This is a genomic window from Methanomethylovorans hollandica DSM 15978 (assembly GCF_000328665.1).
Taxonomy (GTDB): Archaea; Halobacteriota; Methanosarcinia; order Methanosarcinales; family Methanosarcinaceae; genus Methanomethylovorans; species Methanomethylovorans hollandica.
Genome location: NC_019972.1, coordinates 183,961 through 207,933, shown reverse-complemented (window position 1 = coordinate 207,933; position 23,973 = coordinate 183,961). Strand labels below are relative to the sequence as shown.

The following is a 23,973-nucleotide window of genomic DNA, read 5'->3' as shown; positions in this document are numbered from 1 at the left end:
AAATTTTCACCAAAAAAAGCACACTATTTTTTGTATCTAAGAGGTGTGATACTTGTTACAAACTACATTAATCGAATTTCTCGATCAGATCAGTTCAAACCCTATTCTCCCAAAGTCCGATCTTATTCCAGAACCAATAACTGAAGAAATAAAATCAATATTAAGAACAATTAGTCCAGACGATCCAAACTACAGGATCTTCGAGATGCAGGAATCCCGTACACTTACCAGGGAATATGCACTCCATAAGTATAAACCTCTTGGACTTACTGTTAAACTGGAAGGTTCCCGTGGGCTTCCTGACATGCATAAGAAAAGGGAGCTTAACAAAGGCCAGTTCTTTACTCCTGCAGTTGTTGTAAAGGCTCTTACTGAATCTATGGGACTTGATAGAGCAAAGAATCTTACTATCATGGACAATTCCATGGGAATAGGATCCATGTTCCAGTTCATACCAAATAACAATAGATTATATGGAATTGAACTCGATAATAACGCATTTTCAATTGCTAAATACATCTGGCCAAATGATACAATAATCAATGATAACCTTATCAATCATACATCTTTTAAGCATGGAGCAATTCCAGAAAACGACAGATACCTGCTAACATCAAAAGAAAGAACAATGGTTGATGCTTTCATAATCAATCCCCCTTTCTCACTACAAATAGAAAAGAAAAATATCCCATTAATAAACGCAAATTGGGGGAAACTTGGTCCGAGATCGTCAATTGAATCTCATATTGCAGCTCTTGAAATTGCTCTTGAATCATCAAGAACAGTAGTTGGAGCAATTCTTCCAACATCTTTCTTTACAAATTCAAGTACATATTCATTTGAAAAATGGGCATCTATCCAGCACAAAAAATTGCTTAGAATCGATCTACCCTCTGAAGCATTCAAAGAATACGGAACAGAATGGAATTGTTCTCTTGTAGTCTATATTCCATACGACTACTGGTACAACAAACTAGAAACAATGCATCTCACCGTAGAAACAATGGAACAGCTCCCGGAAAAAATCGAGATATGGAAAAACTCCGAGGGATACAAAAAATTACTGGAAAAAATAGATACTGCAAATGAATATCCATTATATGATCTCGATCTTCAACCACATGCAGAAATAGAGTCAATATCTGTACCTTCCAAACCAACTTTATCACTTGAATATGCAAAAAAAATTCGTATATCTGTCAATGCAAATAGCTCTGGACTAGTTTTCTCTGCAAAAGACATGCTGTCAGCATTAAAACTGCAGGAAGCCATTGATTCATACGGAAAGAAATACAATCGCGGAAACCAAACAAATTTCTCGATATGGCAATGGAACTGCAGGAGAATGAACATTGTTAACGATGGTCTGGATACCATAATGCAGATGAAAGAACATCTTGAAAGAAAGGGATTGGATGTTGTTTTCGATGATCAGGTATTCAACTGGTACAAGAAAATTACTCAAAGAAAAGAACTCGAAATGACTCCTTTTGAAAAAGCGGTATATGATGAAGATAAAGGAATCTGGATTAACAAATACTCTGAAAATGGTATCAGAACCAAATATGCTGCAAAGTATGAAGAGCTTCACAAGAAACTCGATAAGCTTGGTATCGATTGGTTGTGGCCATATCAAAAAGACGATGTTATCAGAATGTGCATGAAATCCGGTGTAATGTATACAGGTGATATGGGTGTTGGAAAAACCCGATGTATAATTGCATCAATTATATTATCTGGACATGAACATGCTCTGATAGTTGTAGAATCAAGAAACATCAAAGAATTCCTCACCGAATTTAATAACTTAGGAATTAAAAACGTAAACGTAATCGATTCCAGAAAAGAATTAGATAACCTAAAACAATTCAATATTATCTCATATAATAAATTATGGACAAAAATCGACGGACTGAAAAAACCGTATATTAAAGTCCTGAAGAAAAAGATCAAATTCGTGGCATTTGACGAAGCACATAATCTCAAAGCAGCCGATTCAAATCGCTCTCTTGCAGCCAGACAAATGTTCGGAAGATGCAAGAGAATTATAGAAGCCACTGGAACGATAATTAATAATTATCCCAGAAACATTTTCTCGTTGCTGGTAGCAGCATGGGGCGATGGCACAGAACTTAATCCATACGGATATCGTTACCCTGTCGATGAAGGCTATCAATTTACTTCAGGAACTCGCAAATTTAATGAAACGTTCATCAAGACTACATGGGTATCTGAACAGTTTGCTCAAACACTCGACAAAGGCATGAGGTCCATGGAAGTACCAATGGTCAAAGATATTAATGAATGGTATAAAATGCTTGCACCAAAGATGATCCGCAGGGTAACAAACGAACCAGAAGTCAAACCATACATGAAATGTCCAACACCTGTATTTCATAACCACTTGATAAAACCAGATACTGACCACTTGTTATACTACAAAAAATGGCTGGAAAACTATGCAAAATGGTTCAGAGAACAGCTTGAAATAATGAAATATGATTCAAGCCATAACATTAGCAATGCTATTGTAATTTCTCATCTCACTAAACTCCAGTTTGCATCTACAATTCCACAAAGCAGTAAAACTGATATTCCAGGATTTGAATGGAATCATGATTCAACCCAAAAGCAAATAAAAACAATTGAACTGATTAGGAATGCTATTAATAACGGAGAAAAAATAATCGTATTCTCTGAAAGACCAGAATTCCTTAGTTACATGCACCGGATATTAAATCAGGAACAAATAAATTCAATTCTCTTCACTGGAGAAATATCAATTGACAAGAGAATAACAGACAAGGAAAAATTCCAGACATCTCCTGATATTAATGTAATGCTTGCAACTACAACATGTGGAGAAACTGCACTTAACATCCCGGAAGCGTCTACTGTAATCGTTGTCGATGTTAACTGGACTCCATCAAAAACAAGACAAGCATACTCAAGGATACTGAGACCTCAACAAAAGAAAGAGCCTAATATCCATTTTGTCCTTTTAGAAGGAACAATAGATGAATACATGAAACAATTATGTGATCTAAAGGCCAACGGAATCGATCAGGCAATAGATGAAAAAAAAGTAAGCGAATTCAATCCGGATAATTGGCTTTCTTATAAGGATTTCAGTTATAAGATGCTTACAGAAGAAGGTTTACTATAACTTTTTTTTTAAAAAAAAGATAGCAATGAGGAACGTATGACAATAACATCAATTATAGATGATGGTAGCCGAAATCATGAAGTATCACTCATATTCGCGTTACAAATAACACAAGCACAAGATGGCCTCGACCTCAAAGATGCTATCAAAAACACCATTGAAGAATTAACAGGGCATGTATGGAAATGCGAATCCAATGACAACGATTTATACATCACCGATAATGATATCTCTGGAATTGAAATTAATGGAATTCCTCTAACAAAAGAAGAAGTAAAGGAAATCAAATCCAGAGACTTCGGTATAATATGTGAACACAAATATGGTTGGGGCTCTATTATAGTTCAATTGGTTACTAAGAAAGGCCTAGATTGTTATGAATTTGTTGATTGTTGGGAAGAAGACTACATATGGGATGATCTTGACCTACATGTTATCGATAATCATCGACAAGAACTATTAAAATACATGAAGATTGAACTAAAAAACAACAATAATAACATCCCCGATGATGAAGTTTTAGAAAGTGACCTGAACAAATATGAGTTTCAGATAAACAACAGAAAAAAGTCTTGATGAAAAGATAGCAATCTTAGAAAAATGAGTCAGAATCGAAGAAATAACATAAATCATCAAGGAGAGAAAAGGGTAATGCAAACGACATTATTCGCTACTGACAATAGTAATTCTCTATCAATTACTGAAGCTGAATATCATAATAGTATCTTGAAAAAAGCTTTCGCTGAAAATGATATAAGGAAACTAGAATCCTTTGTCCTAGAAAGACTCTCAAACAACAAACAACAAATATTCCCTTCATCGATTGACACAGCTCTGGTATATATCTGCAAATTAGCAACTCCTGAAAATTCAACAAAAGCGACTTATCAGGCTATTCGATATGCTCTTTCCAGTCCATCATACGTAACACAACTCTTAGCAGTGAGAGCAATTGGGACCATAAAAAATCCTGAATTTCTTTCGATTTTGCTTGATCTATACCATGAAACTGTAATATCGGGTTATCATGATGTGAGAATAGAGATCATAAAAACCGTTGGTCATTTAGGAGATAACAGAGCTACAAGGATCTTGATACATGCATTGCACAGAGGAGTCTTCGAAGTACCTGCTGCATTAATATCCCTTGCACAAGTCGGAGACTTAAGTGCTATTCCTATCATGGAACACCTACTCGAATACAAAGACTACATCAATAAAATTCAGACCAGAGAAACCATTAAGGTAATCAAAGAAAAATACAATGTACCACTAGATTCCATTATGCTCTTGAACTGGTTTTCATAAAAACAAAAAAAGCAAACAAATACTCATAAAATCAATAATAGGTGAAACCATGGCAAAATGTATTGTATGTGGAAAAGTATTCGAGGAAGATGATGACGTATCAGCTATTGATTATGGTAATGTAATTGAAGGTGAGTTTGTTACTTATGAACATGAATTACGATTCTTATGTGATAATTGCCTTGTTCCTGTCGATGAATTCATTGAAAAGATAAAAAAAGAACGTCAAGATTCCAGAGATGGAGGAGAACAGAGAGCTCTTGATAGAATGGAAAGAGGAATCGAACTATCAGAACGTGGAAGCAATCCTTTTGCAGGTCATCCCGATGCTTTGTATGATTGAGGTAGTAACATGCCTGCAATAGAATTTTTTTGTCCAAACTGTAATCGTCAAATTGATAAAGTAATTGAAGATACTGCTGAAAAGTGGCGATACGATTGGGAAATTGAAAACAATAAGGTTGATTTTACTGATTCAACAATATGTGAAAGTAAAACATTGTATTTCATGTGTCCAGAATGCGAACATACTTCTCTAAACTTTGCGGATTTTCTAAAAGTCAATCCTTCTATTAAAGATGCCGAAAAAACAAAGGAATTGATCTGTCAAATAATGAAGACGATTAATGGAAATGACTATAATGTAGACAATATACAGTGAATATATCAAAAAATTCCAATCAAGATTAGAAGGGTAGATTTTATGGAAGATGCAAAGCCTTGGTTTAAATTTTGTTTACTTGCTGCTATAGTGAGTAGTTTGATACTTTGTATAGTTTCTTGGATTATAGATAGTTATCCAACTGGAACTGTTCCTAATACATATCTTATATTTGAATTATCTACAACAGTCATAGCAGGTGCATTTTCGTTGGCTACATTAATGTTTGGAGGTATGGGATATTCCGAAGAATTTTTAAAATTGTTTGAAATTTAATTTTATATTCTCCGAGTAAATCAATAACCACCGGTTAAAACCGGTGGTCTCCTTGCTTCAAGCTGATGAAAAACAATTAAAATTACAAACATTTTTTTCTTCTAGCTACCAAGAGAATGGCTTTCTGATTCAGAAGGTAAATTTTAAATAAAATTAGATTGTATTTGAATTATCAGGAAAGGAATAGTTTACTCTATATCATCTTCAACTAAATGAAATTATTGTCATAGTGGTAATAGAGCCTCACTAAAATTTCAGTAGGTGATGGAACTGCAAATTAAGAATAGACTTACATATCTTGGAATTGGAATATTTTACATAATCTCAATGGTACTTTTAGTATCCATGACTATAGATACAGGTTTGGCAGACAATGCCACAGTAGATACAAGTCAACTAACATCCAGCATTACAACAGCATCTCTGAAAGCCGGAAATGCAATCGCTGGCATTGAACCCGGACAGTATCCCCAATCTGCAATAACTACTTTCAGAGAAGCGATTTCCATAGCTCAAACCGTTTCTAATAATGCAATAACTCAAAGTGAAATCGATCAGGCAATATATGATCTGGAAGCTGCAGAAGCCTTGTTTGATACGGCAATGATAACATCAGTAAATAAAACGACACTATCTTCATCAATCACAACAGCGACCTTAAAACTAAGAAGTGCTGTTGCAGGAACAGGCCAAGGCCAATATCCTCAAACGATTATCAATGCTTTCAATACAACTATTGTTAATGTACAAACAATATTAAATGACCCAGATGCAACTCAGGCAGAAGTAAATCAAGCTGTTATAACTCTAAAGTCAGCGGAAGCAATATTTGACGCATCCAAAATAACTTCTGTAAATAAAACTACCCTCGCATCTGTTATTACTACTGCATATACAAAACTAAGTCTTGCTATAGCAGGAACAGAAATTGGACAATATTCCCAATCAGCAATTGATGCTTTTAATATATCGATTCTCAATGCACAGGCAATTCTAAGTAATGAAAATACAACTCAATCTCAAGTTGATCAGGCTACCATAGATCTAACTGCAGCAGAAGCTATTTTTGATACATCAAGAATTACATCAAATAACCTTACTGTATCTTGTTCCATATCAAATATCAGTGCCAGTAATATTGGTCCAAGTTGGATCAGATGGACCTGGACAAATCCCTTGAATACAAGTCTTGGATACATAATGGTTTATCTGGACAATGTCTTTGTAACTAACATTTTCAATAGCTCTATAGATTCATATAATGCAACTGGACTAGGTGAAGCAACAACTCACACAATCAGCATACATACTGTTGATACTTCAGGAAATATTGATTACACAGGAATCAATAATACAGCTACTACAATAAAGATACCTGTCATTTCTAGTGTTTCCAGTACTGAAATTACTAATACTTCGATCACATTAGTATGGAATGCTTCTAATGAAACTACCAATACCCAAATACAAAGAAATGGACTTATTATTGGAAACATTAGCGAAGAGTCATATGTAGACTCAGGACTTACGAGCAATACTATCTATACTTACAACATAACCCCTTATAATAATGGTTTTAATGGAAATACCATTAAGATTGTTGTCAGGACAAATTCATCAAATACCATTGAATCCAAAAGTGGAGGCGGTGGCGGTAGTATAGGAGGAGCTTCTACTGCAGAAGATTTCAGGAAAATTTTGATTAAAGACGTTGCCAGAAAGTTCATATTAGCAGATACTTATGTAATATACAACTTCAACAAAACTGCTGATGTCGTCCCTTCAATTGGATTTAAGGCTCTCAAAAACTCCGGAGAAATAACTACTACGGTAGAGATTCTGAATAATAGATCAAAGCTAGTAGACAGCGATCCTCAAGGAAATGTATATACTTATGTAAATGTATGGGTAGGTAAATCTGGATTTGCTACTGATGATAACATAGAAGATGGTTGGGTAAAATTCCATGTAAATGAATCATGGATGCAAAAGATGTGCTTGAGCCCAACAGACGTTAAACTGCAAAGATATGATGGCTATGGTTGGGAAGAACTACCCACTATTCCAATAAATAGTTCTATAAATAACACATATACAGCTCAAACTGATGGATTCTCATCGTTTGCTATCACTGGTGAGCAGACAGCTACATCCAAACCGGATGATGTATATGCACAAACAATGGTACTAAAAACAAAAAGTACCAGGAATGATAAAAACACTACAAATAGCTCCAACACCACAGATACACAACCCGAAAAATCAAATCTTCCAATATATGCTGTCGGTACATGTATGGTAATGGGATTATTTGCAGGTGGATTCGTGTTCCTTAAGAAACACTAATCCACTATAGATTTTTTTTGTTAGTAAGAAGTGATTAATATGGAATTTGGATACACGAGAAGAGTACAAGAAAATTATATCGATTTAGATCGGATGTCGAAAGATGGTAGGATAGACCGAGAGGTCGAAGGCTCTCCAAATGGATATTATCCAGTTGTAGTTGTACCACAATATCTCATTGGTAAAAAAGTACTGATTATTCCCGTATCAGAAGAAAATATTCCTCTGGATCTAATGAGCATGGTAGAAGACAAAACAAAACATGATTAGTGGTTCATTCGATTGTATAATAAAAAGCAACAAAAAATCCAGACAAAAAACAAATTGGAGATATACAATGTCTAATATACAGAACGAAATTAATACAAAATGGCTATCACTAACAAGCGAGCAGCGAAAACAAATAGATGACTGGATTACTTCCCATATAACTATCAACCAGGAAGTTGCTGAAACGTGTGAATCTACCAGCTCACTGATATGTGAAAGTGATTTCATACAAGAAGAACTTCCACAATACGAAGCTGGAGATGTTCAGGAATCATCTGTCAGAGAAATATCATCGTTTGTATGTGATCTATGTGGAGATTGTATTAATGTAGATGATGAAAATATAAGTCATAAGATCCTTGAACATGTATTGATTTTCCACATTGATACAATACTTAACAATCCTTCGTAAAATAACGATTAACGGAAAATATACCGAAGTTAATGACAAATTCAAAATACATTGCATGCTACTGTGAATTGCCCTAAAGATACGATCAACAACCGGTTCTTTTAGAATTGAAGATAAGATGGAGATAATATTTCTATTTTTTTCGGATTATCATATTTGACTTGTGTTTCGAATACATATCCAAAAAGTTTGGTTTTTGCATAGATTTCCTCACATCCATCTATAGGTTCTGGTTTAGATATTAATCTCTTAAGGGATTCCTTTGACCACAGACTTCTTATCAGATCATAATCAACTAATAATGAATTAATCTCTGGATTGAGCAGGTTCATCAAAAAAAGAGATGCCAACGCATTTTGAGTTGATTCAAGCGTTGCTACTTCTTTATTTACAAATCTATCGTGTTTTAGTTTCGTATAAGCCTTCCACCATCCAAGAGCCGTATATTCATTGTTTCCCCATTCAGAAAAAGGAACAATTGGCTCAGATGTGATCAAGTTAAATACTGTTTTTAAGGAAAGATTGTAACATGGTTCAAACAAATGGTAATAATCCTTTATTGTGATTTTATTATCCTCATATTTTACTCTAGAAGCTATTGCAACAGTATTTTTATCTAAAAAACCGCAAAATAGAGTTCTTTTTAAAAAAGAATCAAAAATACTCCCGATCCTTATTAGAAGATCAGCAAAATGAACAGACCATACATTATAATGCGCAGGGACAGCAGGCAAATACCTTAAACTATTCATAAATTCCTGCTCTAGATAAGTGTATTCATCCCATATCGAGACAGGATCAAGAGTTTCATTCGTACTCATATTAATCAAATAAGATTATAATTAATATATAGTTGTTCAAAATGAACCATTAAAAAAAGTTGATAAAATGCTTGATTTTGATATCGAACAGATCAGGGAACGATTAATTCTCGCATCAGAGACAGGTGATTCTAAATCATTCGTTAAAGAAATGGACAATCTGTTGGATGCAGGTTATACGAAAATCGAATATTTCAAAAGAATGGTAGCTCATAACGGAGACCGTTTGGAAATATCAGTATTTCATCCTCAGAAAAGGTTAACAATTCGGTCTATTAATGGAATTTTCAACCATGCTCTTTTTGGGAAATATTATGGAATATTTCGTGCTAAGCCTCCAATTGATACAATTTTCAAGCACTATAATGAAATGTCTCCTGAAGAATATGAATGGGTGTCTGATGTTTAGTTATTCAAAATCACTAAAAAAACCACACACAATGTACTATGACTACAGACCATTCATTACCTGAAGAAACGATTCTCCAAAACAAGAATAGAATAATAGAACTTCTGAAATCGACTGAAAGAGAAGGTATCGATAACCTAATTGTTTTCATGCAAAGTCCTGAATGCAATTTCTTTGAAGCACCTGCAAGCAGTAAATTCCACCTGTGCAAAAAAGGAGGCCTTGCTCAACATGTTCTCAATGTGTACGATGCACTACTGTATCTTGAAGAAAAGTATAGCCAAATCAAATTCTGTGATTCTCTCATCATTATTGGTATTTTACATGATTTTGACAAAGCCCTAAATCTATACAGGGAAAAGTACACCAAAGCAGGAGCACGGAGCCAAAACCCATACGAAAAAGAAGATATTTTTCCGATGGGACACGGTGAGAAAAGCGTAATTCTGCTTCAGAAATTCATAACCTTAACAACGCAGGAAATGATGTGCATAAGATGGCACATGGGGCCTTATGATCCTTCATACAGGATGTACGAATTCGCAATTAAAGATAAATGCCCTGAAGCATTCATTGTATATTTCGCAGACCATCTTGCTACATTGTATGTAGATGATGCAGAAACACCACTGGAAATTACAGAAACAATTCCACCGATAACGGAGGTTGTCACATGACTATAACCATAGATAAAGAAAGAAATCTCTTTCTTTTATTCCATGATCTGTCCGATAAACCATCAAAAGAGAATGCTACCTCTGATACTGAAATTCATGAATTTCCATTGATAAGCGGATATGTGTGTCCCGAATGCGGTAAAGTGATCAAAGCCTATTATACCGGAGTTCCAGATCATTTATTGAACTCATCAAGTTCTACTCAACTAAATCCTTATTTGCATTTTGAAAAGAAATCTTATGGGAACAAGATAATTAGCTCTAAAGAAGGTTTTTGCAATGGAGGATCCTACTTTATCCTTCAAGGCCATGAACACTTCTGTAAGCTGTACATAGTAGATTCTCCAGGGATATTGAACGCTTTGAAAACGATTTGCAGTAAACATTGCTTTGATGAAGTACCTCCATTAACTGATGAGCAATTAGAACTTGTTGCAGCTAAAATATTTGATAATAAGGTATCCGGAATGTTCCTTGTAAATGATATTTGCAACGTAGATGAACCATTATTAGCCATTGATCTCAAAATACTTGGTATCTCTACGACATCCTATTATTTCAATGACAATATCGTCAAGTACGTTGCTCAATATATATAAAAATCCTTTTTTTTTGCCCTAACTATGCTTAATTAATGGTTGATAATTATCCATTCCGATAAAAAGTTATTATTATGGGCAACTAGATTATTATATAATAGGTTTTTTATGAAATTGAGTCCCATTTACAGACATGGATTATTTTACAAAACAAAAATGCACTCAATTCAATTTTTTGTTTTCACATACTAACGGAAGCTAGTGTCACACTCTACAAAATTATTTATTGTATATATCAAAAACATATAAAAAATTTCTAAGACTGTTTTGTTATATACTGCCTTATAGCATATTTATATTCAAATTATCATTTGTCAAATGAAAGCAAATGCTTATATATGACTATCTTTTACATTGATTTGTAGAACATAAAAAATCTACAGAAAAAAGAACCGCGCAGTAGATACAAATGATAATAGTATTAACCGGAGGTCTAGTAACCACAATAAATATAATGCGCATAATATATAAATAATTAAATTTGTGGTAACAAATTTTGGTGCTGGTGGAATATAATGGTATTTGTCAATATGCTATAATAGACGAATCTATGTGTAGGTGAAATTAAATGGTACATAAGGTAGTACATTTAAGTATAATTACCGTAGCTCTAATTAAATTAGGGGCTATTGTAATAACATTAGGAAGAACAATTCTCATGCCTGGAGAAGGTACACCCCCAATTGATATAAAGCTTTCAATCCCATTGATTGATATTCTAAAATTTATCTGTCCTCTGATATTTATTAAGAGAGGATATTCGATTCATAATAACGATTCTATGATTACCATTTTTATAAATATATCCGGTATTCCAAAAGATAGGATAATACTTGATTTTACAGATGATACAATCAGCGTAACGGGGAGTTTCAATGGAAAAAGCATTTGTCACAACATCCCTCTACCATGTAAGATTGACATTGATAAAATATCATACATATTTAATAACGGAATCTTGGAGATTAACTGCCCGAAGCAAATAACGAACAAAAAAACGATTAAAGTCCAATAACTATTTTCTTTTTTTCTGTCCATTATTTTGATCGGTACGTCTGTATATTCAGTGTCAGTAGTACCCCCTTTATTCCAAATTCCTGGTCAATTGGATATATTACTCTGCAAAGTCCGTTTGTATAGCTCATCACATATCTACATGCGGCAACTCGAAAACTTTAAGATATTCTTGGACATGTGTGTTCAATTAATACTTCTGCTGTTTTCGTTTTTATAATATAATGACAAGTTGCATTAATCCTTCCTTCAGATACTTTCTTTTAATTGCAGAACATGATTTCGATAAAACCCAGAGATGTAGAAAGTACCAATAGATACTGTTTTTTGACACACGGCACATATTTTAATAATGTAAATATTAATAAATAACTTTATCAATAGATGTATTTGTTCAAAAACAATTGCAACAAAGAATTAAAAAAATGGAGGAAAAATATAAGCAATGATATTTACCTGAAAGGCTGAATGAATCAAAAACATGGATAAAAAAGTGGAGTATTATGGGAGGTAGCATAGCATGGAGCAATTAGCCGGAGGACTCGAAACATCAATTATATCAACCCTACTAACAATTGGAATCTCAGGAAAGATTCCAAGCTTTCTTGATATTGGAATCAAGATCTCAGTACATGAAATTAGTGACACACTCAGGTCTGTAATACCAGGACGCAATAAAAACGAGCCACAATACCAGATTACTACCGAAAAAGAATGTGTTATTATAACTCTAGATATTCCAGGTATACCACGAAAAAACATCTATACTGACCCCAGAGAAAAATCGGTTAGTATTATAGCAGCATTCGAAGATAGATTGTATACGAAGAATATTCCCCTAAAGGTCAGGATAGATCCCCTTTCTGAAAAAATGCGTTACTACAATGGTGTTCTTGAACTGAGGTATAAGATAGTTCTTCTTAAAAAATACATTCTTACCACTCTCTGATTTCATCTTTTTTTTCTGGTAAAATTCTCCTGTAGACTTTTTTACTTGTACTGAGTATTCCTGAACAAGAGAATGTAATAGACAGACTCAGGACAATCCGATTTTTTGGCGATATTGTGAGTCAGAGTCTATTTTCCTTAGAATCTGTATCATTAATACCTATAAATATCCTCTCTCTTCTAAGAACAACAACTGTACCCTTCGCTGTACGCCCAGATCATTAATTTTGATAAATCTACCAGTCACATTCTCCATCATTGCATCACACAATGAAACGGTAACATAATCAGTTTCATATGCCATGGTTATGGATATAACTCTTCCATCTCCATATTCACTGTAGTTGCTGTGCAGGACACTCTATGCTTATGCAAAAGGATGTAGAAAAAGGTTGAATTCGGACTGCTGGCACTATAGAAGATAAGATAGATTTCGTGGGTTCATATCATATCGTTAATATAGTACATTATCAATAGAAGGTTTTGTTCAAAAACGATTGCAAGAAATAATTAAAAAAAATGGAGGAAAAATATAAGCAATGATATTTACCTGAAAGGCTGGAAAAACAAAAAATATGGTGTTGTGGAGGTAGTTGGTATGGTAGTTCAAACTGTAGAGATGCTCAGTCAGAAGATAATTGAAACAGCAATGATATATTTGGTGTGTCAACTACTCCTCCCTGCCTTCTACGAAGTCGAGGAAGGAGCTTGAATATCATTTAAGCATTCGTATGGGTGGCTGACACACACCCCTGAGATTCTAAGATATACCTAAAATCCCGTGTTCGATGTTCGATGTTCATTGCTCCGTTTAGGTCTGCATTATTTTCATAACCACATATTTCACATCTAAATTCAAGTCGATGTCTATTGTTTTTAGATATGTGATTGCATCGTATACATGTTTGAGAAGTGTAAGCTGGATCTACAAAATGAGTAATTATTCCCGCCTCTCTTGCTTTGTATTCAATGAATGTGTGTAGTTGTCTGTACGCCCAACTACTGTGGTTATGTCGTTTCTTCTTAGGTACATTATGTATAGTACTTTCCTTAATACCATTCAAATCTTCAAGACCTATTACGGAAACATCGTTATCAATAGCGAATTTTACGATTTCTTTAGAAATTATGTGGTTTACATCTCGCATAAGACGTTGTTCTTTGCCAGAGAGATGTTTCAACATCCTCTTTGCTGACAAAGTTCCCTTCGATTGTAAACGTGCTCGCATTGACTTGTATTGGTTTCTGATATATTTGATATGACCTCCTGCAAAGAACTTACATTTCTTTTCAGTGGTTGATGCAACAGCAAGGTAGTTCATTCCCAAGTCAATACCCATGTAATTGGATGGGTATTCCAGTTCTTTTTCTGGAACTTCCTTTTCAACAGAAAGATGGAAATAATGATTACTATCCTTATGTCTTACAACCTTGGATGCTGTGAATTTCCATGTTCCATCGAAGTATTGCTGTGCATTATCATAACTTTGTATTTTGTATGGTTTCCTCCCATTATTAATGGTTGTAATAGAAACTAAATTCTGACTTATACTAAAATCTCTTTTGTAGGAAAGCGTCATCGAATACGTACTGAATGTTATTTCCTTCCAGATTACTTTTCCTTCCTTGATCTGTTCTTTCAAGGTTTTGTAGCATCCTGATACTTGTCTTGGGATGTTACAACTCATCTGGGATTTCAGTCCAATAACTTCTCGGAGATATCCGTAAACGATATTCTGCAATTTGTAAGAACCGATAGTTTTTCCGTTCTGAAAAACAACAGAAGAAGCATAGTTCATTCCATCTGAATACTTTTGCATGGTCTCTACCAGATCGTTATCTGGATTTACTATTTTCAGAATAACAGTTTTGGTCAGGATCATGCAATAACCTTCTTTCAAATATTTCAGTATATTGTTTGCTTTTTTGGTAGAAAATCGTTAGTAGTATAATGTTTTTTATGTTATAAATACTTTAATGTTAGTTGGAGTGACGCATTCCTCCCCCACCTGTCGCTACGCTTCGAGGAAGGGGACTCCTGCTATAATAGTTGAAAAGGGAATTTTCTATAATTGGATATGGCCACGCTTCTTTATAGAAGTGAATAACAACATTCCCATTAACAAATTAGTAGGATTTATAACATCAAAGATACCCAAAAACAGACGACAAAATCTGGATTATGGTAGATATATTACTCCAACTAGTGTAATTATAGATGCACCTACGCCTGGAGTTCCTCGGCAACAAATCATTATTGACTCTACTAATAGGAATGTAAAAGTATCTGCATCTTACCAACAATGGAAGTATGAATACAATATTCATTTACCTGTTTCAGTCCATCCAAAATTTGAACATGTTACTTATAACGATGGGATTCTTGTAGTAGAATTTAAGAGAAATTATAACGAGAAAAACCACGAATTTCTTACTTAACTATTTTGGCTCTCTTCAACATCGTGTGGGTAATGTCAATTTTCCCGCCATCAGATAGATCATGTTATTCCTGTATTTTTCCGTCTTTAGACCATAAGATCTTTTAAAAGCAGTTTTAATTTTATTGTTTATTCCCTCTGCAACTCCATTGTTTATACCATTCTTCATTGCTTCAAGAATTCCCTGCGCATGTTTTTTGATGGCTTTTGACACTGAAATTATCTCTGGGATATTGCTATGGGTTCCCCAATAATGCCATTTATCAAGATATTCCCTTGCTACTGATACCTCTTTTATTGTCCACAATCTTTGAAGGGCCAATCTAAACTGGTATGCTTTAGCAGTTTTTGTATCAAGGTTCTTGATAGATTCCATGATTACGTTTTCTTTCTCTGACAATCTCTCAGGGTTCTTTAACCACATAAACCTGGTATTCTTAAGAACATGGTTTTCTTTTGATTCAGTTCTTCTAACTCTATCAACTGAATCATTCATCATCTTTATCACATGGAACTTATCAAAAACGATCGTAGCTTTTGGGAAATATTCCCTGGCCCCACTTTTGAATGCAGGATACATATCCATAGATATGTATTGGATCTGTTCATGATCTACCTTGCCAGCGATCTCTGTTCTAAATTTTTGGAACACATCCTTTCCTTTTCCATTTTCGATGTGTATGACTCTTGCTTCTTCCATATCATAGAACAAAGTGACGTAGTTATGGCCCTTTTTAACAGCTATCTCGTCTACTCCGATCGTTTTAATATATGATATATCCCTTTCTTCTTTTGCTTTGTCTACATAATGACTAAGTATTCTCCACACAGAATCCTCATGAATATGTACAATATCAGCTACAGAAGCAACTGACATTTCTTTGCACATAGCAACGATCAATGCTTCAAAGAACAAGGTAAACCCCGTGTTCTGTCTGGTCCATGGAAGATCGATCAACTTCACACCATGTCCATTACACTTTATTCTGGGAACCTTTGCATGAAGATAGGTTTCGTAATGGAAGAAATCCAGGTGTCTCCATATTCTTTCTTTTGTATCATGAATAGGGCACAATTCATTACATACAGGACAGAGGAATTTGCTCCCTTTTATAAAATCAAGGTAAATATCCATCCTTTTCTTAGAAGTATCGAGATTTAGTTCTTTTACAAACCAAGGAGGGATTATTCCCAGAGCAAGTTGAATGAGGTCTTTGTCTTCCATTAAAAAGGGTTTAGATGAAATAACATATTAACTTACCCACTCAATGTTGTGGAGATCCACTATTTTTAATACTCATGACCAACAAAGAATTTTAATAAAATAAAAAACGCATACTATCATTAGAAGCATTTTTATGCTTTTACATCATATTAAGTTCAAAGATAAAAAGGATTAGCTGATGCTATTATCGAGGTGTACCCATGGAAAATGTTAGTTTTAGTGAAATTAAAGATGAATATGAAAAAGTAAATTCTCAGATTACCCCAGAGAAATATATAGAACTTGTGCAGGCCAGGATAGAAACCCTTGCCGGATTATGTGATCCAAAAACAGCTGCCTTGCTTGTTAACAATGATTTGGGGATGACAACGTCTACTCCTACACAGGACCCCATCAAGATCAAAAATATAGAACCGGATGGAAGCACTGTTCGTGTTATTGGTAAAATCATCAATGTTGGAACAGTGAGAGAATTCCCAAGGAAAGACAACAGTACAGGAAGAGTCATATCTATAACAATAGCAGACGAAACTGGCTGTGTTATTGCTTCGTTGTGGGATGAAATGGTTGAAAATATAACAGGTGGTTTTGTAAAAGTCAACGATACAATTGATATTACTGGACAAGCCAAGGATGGTGCTACAGGCACTCAAATAAACATAGGTACGAAAGATTCAATATGCATCTCGCAGGAATCTGTTCAAGCTACTATTCCTCAAAAAAAGATAAGCGAGATCAAAAATAACGAGTCTAATATCTATCTTATCGTAAAGGTTCTGAAGATCGGTGATGTAAAAACATTCAATAAGAAGAATGGCACTGGTAAACTCCGAAATATTTCTCTTGGCGATGATAGTGGAAAGGTGAACGCAACTCTTTGGAACGATAAAGCAGATTTATCCCCGGATATTAAGGTTGGTGATAGTCTCCTGATCAGAAATGCTACAGCAAAATACAACGACTTCTCTAAATCAGTTGAATTACAGATTGGTGATTCAACATCAATAGAGAAAACAAATAATAATGTGGTCTTCAAGGAGGCCTTTGTACCCATCAACCAAGTCACTGTAGGAAAGAAATACTCAATAAAAGGTAATATAATTGATATCAGTGAGATCAGAGAATTCTCAAATGACAGTGGACAGCTTAATTCTGTCGGAAACATCGTTGTCAAAGACAATACAGGCCAGATCAAAGTTACCTTATGGGGAAAAAATACGGAAATTATAAAACAGATAGATCTTGGTATGCCCGTTGAGATAATTGATGGCCTGGGAAAAGAAGGAATGAATAAAATAATTGAAATGAATACATTTAACAATAGTGAAATCAGGATCAATGCCTGATTTTTTTCTTTTGCATATCATTAAATACTTTTAAAGCGTTTCTTTTTTTATGTTTGGCCCTAGAAGTCAATATATGTTAGTGATAACTGTCGGGGTCCTAACCTTATTCGCCCTTATCCCGATACTTGCAGCAACGACAGCAGAATACACTCACACGCCCTTACAAGCATTGATACTCACTAATGCTCATGTAGTACCAGGGCAGGAAACAAAAGCAAGCTATATCCTTGAATCAGCATGGTTTGCAATACGTCATGCTGAACACGATGCATTAGAATCATTATCTTACATAACCTATGAACAATTCCATAATCGACTAATTTCTGAGGCAAATCCACTTGATCTTGAAAACATTGCTGAAACAACACAAGAATGGCTTTATAACTATTTTTGGACACCTAACGCACAATTGTGTATTGGTACTACAGATGAAGAGTCATTTGAAGTAATGGATGGAGCATGGCAACAGTTAGCTGTTACAAGAAACTATAACATAACCTATTATTACGAGCAGAACGGCAAACTCTCAGATCTCATGCCAATTCCTACGACCAATGCATATTTAGACGATGATAATTCTGAATTTGATTATAGTTATGGAACATACAATGTCCCAATCGAAGTTGAAACTCTTAACAGCTATTATAGATTTGCTTACCCATATCTTGCACGCAATGACCAGTTAGTAACTGTAATTGAGGATATTGAAAAACCAGGGGGAATATACGAAACTATTAATGAACCATATCCTCTGGAATATGAACACAACTACGATCCGGATTTCTATGGGAATGAAGTACCAACGAAAGAAAGTATCATTGAAGAAACTGCACAGTATATTGTTGATGCTATCGGTGATGAAGAATATGAATTGCATGAAGGAGATCCTTTGTTCGATGAAATCGCTTATAGACTTTTACTCGTTCTTAGAGCAGATGAATGGGATGCAGAATATGTAGTCACTGTAGACGAATGCAGAGAATATTATCCAGTTGACGGAGAAGTACAGTGTGAAACAATCGTCACTCCACTTGGAACTTACACATACTGTTGGTGTGAGTATGATTCTACCGTAGGTTACAGAAGATTTACTGCAGCTGAGATCAGAGGAACTTGTGACATCCTCCTTGACGAATTAAGCACGACATCATATGAAATGAACGGAGAAACGATGTGTAATAACGAACATCTTGAACCGGCTGCAATAACTGAAGTAACATACGATGATGATATCGAACTTGATGAATTTGAGTTCACAATTACTTATGGAGAAACGGATAGTTGGGTATACATGCAATGGCTCAATCATACCACAGCAAGTGAATGCCATTTAGAAGATGTATCTGCACTTACTTGTGCTGATATTCCATATCCATATTGGTTTACAAACCTTACCTTGAACACAGCAGATCTAGCAATGGATGAGTCAATATATACTCATGCAGAATACTACAACAAATGGTGAAGAATAGAAACCCTGCCAATGCTACAGGGTTTTATACTATTTTTTTTAAGTTCAGATCCTCAATTGTTTTTCCGATGTACAATAAATATTTATACCAAAGAAACATTCATAAAATTATATGAAATGGTCAACTCACCAGAGGATACTTTCAAGGATTCTTAGTCGTTTTCATTCTGATGAGCAACTATTATATCAAGCCCGGGAAGGCAGCATTGCACCTGATAAAGTGACCAAAGACTACTATGATCACAGGTTCAATAAAAATGGACTTAAAAAGATCAGATACCATATTCAGAAAGCAAGGAGCATGTTTTTGATTAATAGGATATCTGATGCCTATTATGAACTTGGTGTAGCAAGCCATTACATAGCTGACGGAATGACTGCAGTTCATCTTCATGACGTATCCAGTAAAGATCCAATTCATGAACAATATGAAAGTGATCTTGATAATTTGGACAAAAAAGAAGGTTTCTCATTGTTAAGAGATGTTTATAAAGAACAATTAATTGAAATAATGGGTCCTGCTGATATAAAGGAAATAACAGATTACATGAAAAAAAGACGATTGAATGCTAAGAATGAACGTGACTGGTATCCTCATGATGATCTCTACCTTACTTACTATTTCTTGAATATTCTCTCAGTAAACATATTGTCTGACAAATATCCCCCTGCAAAAGAACAAGAGTACTTGAAAAAATCACTCATATCGTGGATATATCCAAGAACATTTGCATATCATTCTTTAAAGGTGGTTATCTTCACGATTCTTGCATTATTCCTATGGTACTGGTCTCCTCTTGCTGGAATAATTGCTATGATAATCAATGTCTATTATAACATTAATTATTTTCTTATTGCTGATGCTATCAAGAATAAAAAAACACTTTATACATACCGAGTTAATGGAAATGAATATAAGTTCAGCAGGATCCCCGATAAATCATGGTTCATATTAGATTCATCCAAATTTTAGATACGTTTTCTAATCTTAAGATATTAAAAGGCAATTCAAAATTGATCTCATTTTTTCTTTGCGACAGATATTTAAATTTGTATGATGATGTATTATAAGGTGCTTTTATGCTGAGCAGTAACCACAAATTAATATTATCCTCACTTGCAGTACTTTTAGTATTGACACTATCTGTTGGAATAGTAATAGCAAATGCTACAGATAAACCACTTGTCCAGATCAATGTATTTTCTGATCTTCCATTTAACATTGCATCTCCAGGCAGTTCACACAATACAATTGCGGGCACAACTATAACTCCCAGCTACAACACAGGAACAATATAACTTACTATATCCCAGATTCTCAATTCGAGTAAAGGCCATAATTTATTTATATTGTGGGTGCCTAGATATTAATATCAAAAACGAACCTTAAAACAAGAAACAGCAACTATGGGGTAGAGGATGAGTAAAAACCCTCGATTAGGGGGTTGAATCCATAAAAATGGGTGATCAGCGCATCACCCATTTCCTAATATATTGATTCTCTTCTAATAGTATATTCACCCACTATTTATTTTTTTTCTCAATTCGGTCAATGGCTAAAATTCTTATATACTTTGTTTGACTTCAATACTTATTGCAAAAATCAATAAACAAGGAGAATAAAGATTGAATAGGATAATAATGGGATTTGTAGTATTTTTGCTGTTCATTACGGTAGCAGGAGCAAGCACATCTGATACAGAAGATGAATTCTCTTTGATTTCTGCATCGGACCTCGGATACAAGATAATTCCTGCAGAACTAGCAGATAATGATATTGGAATCAAATCAACATATGATACCATAACTCAAGGAGAAACAAACTGGCATAGTAAGACAGTTAGCACGAATATTCAAAGCATGACTGTTAACTTGAACTGGGGAGATACAAGTGATTCTCTAAGACTTAGTATATATAATCCAAGTAATTACTGTATAGGAACTTATTATGATTCTGCAGATGGAACAATTAATGGAAGGATTAGAATATACATTACTAATAGTAATGGTATAGAAAAAGGAACTTGGCGATACAAAGTATACGGTTACTCGGTTAGTGGAACTGAAGACTATTCGATCTAAAGGTTATAGAATATGAAAAGAATACTTCTGGCAACAATAATTCTTTTCTTTTTTTTCACATCGCCTTGCTATTGTAAAGATTATGTAATTCTAACCCAACCGGATCCAAATTTGATCAATGATGACAGTGGTGCAGATGCCAATATCACTTTCTGGGATTTGCCACTCTCTTTACAATTAATAACCATTAGTTCACTTGTCTTAGCCCTCGGTTGGAAGCTGTCTGCGATATTAATCGCAAGGATAAAAGATGAAAATAATGATAATCGCCTGAAGATTCTCCAATTCATTGAAAGAAATCCCGGAATTACTGTTAATTCCGTTAAAAGGGACTTAAGACTTAAAAGAGGAACTGTCCGATACCATATAAGCGTTCTTAAAGAAGCTGGAAAAATCGTATTATTAAAAAACGGGAACTACATTAACCTATTTTCAAAAGAACATAATGTATTGAACAACATCTATTCTCGAGAGATCGAACCTTACTTACAGGGAATTACCTGTAAAAAGATATGCTGGTTAATATACGAAAATCCGGGTATAACAAATAAAGAGATATCTGAAGAATTAGGACTTGCAAGAAGCACTATTAGTACACATGTTCAAAAACTAAAAGAGTTTGGATACTTAGTTACAGAACCAAATGGAAAATTTACTCGGTATTTCTTGGATGAGAATTTTCACCCGGATATGGTTCCATACTTCGAAGAAATGGCGTGAACTATCACTCAGTCTTTATTTGAGTGGTAGTTCACAGATTATCGTTCTTCTTACGTATTCAAGTTCCAAATTTTAATACACATCTCAATATAGGTCTTTTGTCTTGAAACTATTTCGTCGGGGGTCCATTTCTCTGTACGAATGACTGTAGTTGTTAAAGGAAGTGGAGCCACCCCTCCGCTTGTAAAATAACTTGTTTTCTTCTTCTCAAAATCATAATTCTGTGCAATTGAATTTTTTCGACGGGAAAGCAATACTAAATTGCCTAAACGATTTATTAAAGATTTGCGCTCTTCTTCTGAAGGGAAAAGTCTCATCCACTCACTATCTGGCTTTGGATTTTGTGGCAATACATGTTCAATGGATAGAATAGGATAATTGTAATGAGCACTGCCATCTGAGAGGTTTTCATCTATTCGCAATAGGAGATATTTACAGAATTGAGTATTGTAAACTTCGCCATCTAAACCATTGATTATTTTTATTTTTTCTTCAGGTGTTAAAGAAAGACTAACCTTTAATATCTCAGGATTCTCATCTTCTTTTTCAATTGCATCGAGGATCTTTCCATACTTCTCAATTCGACGATTGATATCAAATCTCATAACCTGTATTCCAAAAGCCAATCTTTCAAGTAGTGTTAAGAAATCAACAATTTTTTTTGTATCCTTTTTTCTCCACTTTGCAATATAACTTAAAGCAGGAGGAACCCAGTCATTATTATCTAACTGATTTAACCAGTTTAGATACTGATTTACGGTTTCAGCATGTGTAGAGGATTCAAAAGATGAGTTCTTTATGTCTTGGAATGCTTGGATATATGGAATTAGCTCATTGTCAATGAAATCTTTGGGTTTGTCTTTAGGTTTAACATAATCACGGATTTCTTTGAGAATCGTTTCTTTTGGTTTTGTTTTTAGATGTATCATTCTGATGTAGGCAAACAGATTATTAAAGTCTTCACGTCCAATCTCTTCTTCCTGATCCTCCCATTTTTGAGAGTATACATCCTGTTCTTTTGCTCCCTGTATTTCTCCAATTATTTCAGCTTTCAGGATATCGGCATTTGAAAGTTGCATTCCACGATCGTTCAGAACAGAGAAAATTCTAAAGGCAGATTCTTCATCGGGAGTGGATACAACAACAAAAAAGCATTTTTGAACAATATATGCAGCAAGCGTTTTAATTTTTTGTTCTGTATATTCGTCTTGTAGTCTCTTTAACAAATATGCTGTATTCTCTCTGATGTTTGTTTGACTATCGCTAAGGATAACTTCTTGTGGTATTTCTTTTAGACCATTTTCTCTTTGGATATATTGGTTAAAGAAATCTTGATCTTTTCTCCTTAGCTGTAGTCTATAATTAGCCTTAGTGCCTGTTATAAAACTCTCTTTGTCATAAATTAAATCAGTTAATACCTTCTGTGCTTCACTATCATTTAATATTTCTCTAATTACCGATAGGAGGATAGTAAGAGTCGTCAGTCGTTGCTGTCCATCAATAACTTCGTAATTAGATCTCTCGGTCTTTTTAATTAGAACTATGCTTCCAAGAAAATAGGGTTTCAATTCCTCAACTTGATCATCTTGAAAAGCAAAGTATGATATATCATCAAGAAGTGCTTCTACATGATCAATTTTCCATGAATATGGGCGTTGATAATTTGGTATAACAAACGAATAATCGCTACTAAATACTTTACTTACAGGATATTCTTTTGCCTCTATACTTGCTCCAGTTTTCATGATTTATCTCCTTGCAATGAATAATTATATATTGCTACT

The 23,973-nt window shown here is 34.4% G+C and carries 25 protein-coding genes; 21 read left to right on the top strand and 4 right to left on the bottom strand.

All coding sequences use genetic code 11. The features are described from left to right. Positions 1-52 precede the first annotated feature (52 nt). The 9 genes from METHO_RS12690 to METHO_RS12650 all read left to right on the top strand — a co-directional run bounded on the left by METHO_RS12690 (position 53) and on the right by METHO_RS12650 (position 8,439). On the top strand, positions 53-3,166 hold the full coding sequence (locus tag METHO_RS12690) for a helicase-related protein (RefSeq protein ID WP_015313913.1): 3,114 nt from the start codon (positions 53-55) through the stop codon (positions 3,164-3,166). 36 nt (positions 3,167-3,202) lie between these two features. Then, complete coding sequence (locus tag METHO_RS12685) at positions 3,203-3,742, top strand: hypothetical protein (protein WP_015313912.1); 540 nt, start codon at positions 3,203-3,205, stop codon at positions 3,740-3,742. 75 nt (positions 3,743-3,817) lie between these two features. Continuing rightward, positions 3,818-4,474, top strand: a complete 657-nt coding sequence (locus METHO_RS12680; protein ID WP_015313911.1) for a HEAT repeat domain-containing protein — start codon at positions 3,818-3,820, stop codon at positions 4,472-4,474. Between the two features lie 49 nt (positions 4,475-4,523). Further along, a complete protein-coding gene (locus tag METHO_RS12675) occupies positions 4,524-4,817 on the top strand; it encodes a hypothetical protein (protein ID WP_015313910.1) in 294 nt (97 codons plus the stop codon). Between the two features lie 9 nt (positions 4,818-4,826). Continuing rightward, a complete protein-coding gene (locus tag METHO_RS12670) occupies positions 4,827-5,135 on the top strand; it encodes a hypothetical protein (RefSeq protein WP_015313909.1) in 309 nt (102 codons plus the stop codon). 42 nt (positions 5,136-5,177) lie between these two features. After that, positions 5,178-5,411 (top strand): hypothetical protein, encoded by a 234-nt coding sequence (locus METHO_RS12665; protein WP_015313908.1) that lies wholly within the window; start codon positions 5,178-5,180, stop codon positions 5,409-5,411. Positions 5,412-5,675: 264 nt separating this feature from the next. Continuing rightward, complete coding sequence (locus METHO_RS12660; protein ID WP_015313907.1) at positions 5,676-7,757, top strand: PGF-pre-PGF domain-containing protein; 2,082 nt, start codon at positions 5,676-5,678, stop codon at positions 7,755-7,757. Positions 7,758-7,796: 39 nt separating this feature from the next. After that, positions 7,797-8,027 (top strand): hypothetical protein, encoded by a 231-nt coding sequence (locus METHO_RS12655; RefSeq protein ID WP_015313906.1) that lies wholly within the window; start codon positions 7,797-7,799, stop codon positions 8,025-8,027. A gap of 67 nt (positions 8,028-8,094) precedes the next feature. Next, positions 8,095-8,439 (top strand): hypothetical protein, encoded by a 345-nt coding sequence (locus tag METHO_RS12650; protein ID WP_015313905.1) that lies wholly within the window; start codon positions 8,095-8,097, stop codon positions 8,437-8,439. 101 nt (positions 8,440-8,540) lie between these two features. On the opposite strand, the gene METHO_RS12645 is transcribed toward METHO_RS12650, so the two are convergent. Further along, positions 8,541-9,260 carry a hypothetical protein gene (locus METHO_RS12645; RefSeq protein WP_015313904.1) on the bottom strand — a complete coding sequence of 240 codons (720 nt, stop codon included), beginning with the start codon at positions 9,258-9,260 and terminating at the stop codon, positions 8,541-8,543. Positions 9,261-9,327: 67 nt separating this feature from the next. Here METHO_RS12645 and METHO_RS12640 point away from each other — a divergent pair, with 67 nt between their 5' ends. The 5 genes from METHO_RS12640 to METHO_RS12620 all read left to right on the top strand — a co-directional run bounded on the left by METHO_RS12640 (position 9,328) and on the right by METHO_RS12620 (position 12,908). After that, a complete protein-coding gene (locus METHO_RS12640) occupies positions 9,328-9,669 on the top strand; it encodes a hypothetical protein (RefSeq protein ID WP_015313903.1) in 342 nt (113 codons plus the stop codon). Positions 9,670-9,707: 38 nt separating this feature from the next. Then, positions 9,708-10,346 carry an HD domain-containing protein gene (locus METHO_RS12635; protein WP_015313902.1) on the top strand — a complete coding sequence of 213 codons (639 nt, stop codon included), beginning with the start codon at positions 9,708-9,710 and terminating at the stop codon, positions 10,344-10,346. Beyond that, complete coding sequence (locus METHO_RS12630; protein WP_015313901.1) at positions 10,343-10,945, top strand: hypothetical protein; 603 nt, start codon at positions 10,343-10,345, stop codon at positions 10,943-10,945. The genes METHO_RS12635 and METHO_RS12630 overlap by 4 nt, the downstream gene beginning before the upstream one ends. Before the next feature lie 568 nt (positions 10,946-11,513). Next, the gene (locus tag METHO_RS12625) at positions 11,514-11,960 is read left to right on the top strand and encodes an Hsp20/alpha crystallin family protein (protein WP_015313900.1); all 447 of its coding nucleotides are present in this window, start codon (positions 11,514-11,516) and stop codon (positions 11,958-11,960) included. 519 nt (positions 11,961-12,479) lie between these two features. Beyond that, a complete protein-coding gene (locus METHO_RS12620; protein ID WP_015313899.1) occupies positions 12,480-12,908 on the top strand; it encodes a hypothetical protein in 429 nt (142 codons plus the stop codon). A 718-nt stretch (positions 12,909-13,626) separates the two neighbouring features. Here the strand turns inward: METHO_RS12620 and METHO_RS12615 are convergent. Beyond that, on the bottom strand, positions 13,627-14,790 hold the full coding sequence (locus METHO_RS12615) for an RNA-guided endonuclease InsQ/TnpB family protein (protein WP_015313897.1): 1,164 nt from the start codon (positions 14,788-14,790) through the stop codon (positions 13,627-13,629). A gap of 94 nt (positions 14,791-14,884) precedes the next feature. Here METHO_RS12615 and METHO_RS12610 point away from each other — a divergent pair, with 94 nt between their 5' ends. Next, a complete protein-coding gene (locus tag METHO_RS12610) occupies positions 14,885-15,346 on the top strand; it encodes an Hsp20/alpha crystallin family protein (protein ID WP_015313896.1) in 462 nt (153 codons plus the stop codon). A 15-nt stretch (positions 15,347-15,361) separates the two neighbouring features. Here METHO_RS12610 and METHO_RS12605 read toward each other — a convergent pair whose 3' ends face one another. Further along, positions 15,362-16,570 carry an ISL3 family transposase gene (locus METHO_RS12605; RefSeq protein WP_015313895.1) on the bottom strand — a complete coding sequence of 403 codons (1,209 nt, stop codon included), beginning with the start codon at positions 16,568-16,570 and terminating at the stop codon, positions 15,362-15,364. Positions 16,571-16,770: 200 nt separating this feature from the next. Here METHO_RS12605 and METHO_RS12600 point away from each other — a divergent pair, with 200 nt between their 5' ends. From METHO_RS12600 to METHO_RS12575, 6 genes are all read left to right on the top strand, one after another. Further along, entirely contained in the window at positions 16,771-17,916 is a 1,146-nt protein-coding gene (locus METHO_RS12600) for an OB-fold nucleic acid binding domain-containing protein (RefSeq protein ID WP_015313894.1), read from the top strand. Between the two features lie 73 nt (positions 17,917-17,989). Next, positions 17,990-19,381: a hypothetical protein gene (locus METHO_RS12595; RefSeq protein ID WP_156811310.1), complete on the top strand. Its 1,392-nt coding sequence runs from the start codon at positions 17,990-17,992 to the stop codon at positions 19,379-19,381. A 118-nt stretch (positions 19,382-19,499) separates the two neighbouring features. Next, on the top strand, positions 19,500-20,360 hold the full coding sequence (locus METHO_RS12590) for a zinc dependent phospholipase C family protein (RefSeq protein WP_015313892.1): 861 nt from the start codon (positions 19,500-19,502) through the stop codon (positions 20,358-20,360). 107 nt (positions 20,361-20,467) lie between these two features. Next, positions 20,468-20,686 carry a hypothetical protein gene (locus METHO_RS12585; RefSeq protein WP_015313891.1) on the top strand — a complete coding sequence of 73 codons (219 nt, stop codon included), beginning with the start codon at positions 20,468-20,470 and terminating at the stop codon, positions 20,684-20,686. A gap of 342 nt (positions 20,687-21,028) precedes the next feature. Beyond that, a complete protein-coding gene (locus METHO_RS12580; RefSeq protein WP_015313890.1) occupies positions 21,029-21,469 on the top strand; it encodes a hypothetical protein in 441 nt (146 codons plus the stop codon). Between the two features lie 12 nt (positions 21,470-21,481). Continuing rightward, entirely contained in the window at positions 21,482-22,189 is a 708-nt protein-coding gene (locus tag METHO_RS12575; protein WP_015313889.1) for a winged helix-turn-helix transcriptional regulator, read from the top strand. A 50-nt stretch (positions 22,190-22,239) separates the two neighbouring features. On the opposite strand, the gene METHO_RS12570 is transcribed toward METHO_RS12575, so the two are convergent. Continuing rightward, a complete protein-coding gene (locus tag METHO_RS12570; protein WP_015313888.1) occupies positions 22,240-23,934 on the bottom strand; it encodes a DUF262 domain-containing protein in 1,695 nt (564 codons plus the stop codon). Positions 23,935-23,973 lie beyond the last annotated feature (39 nt).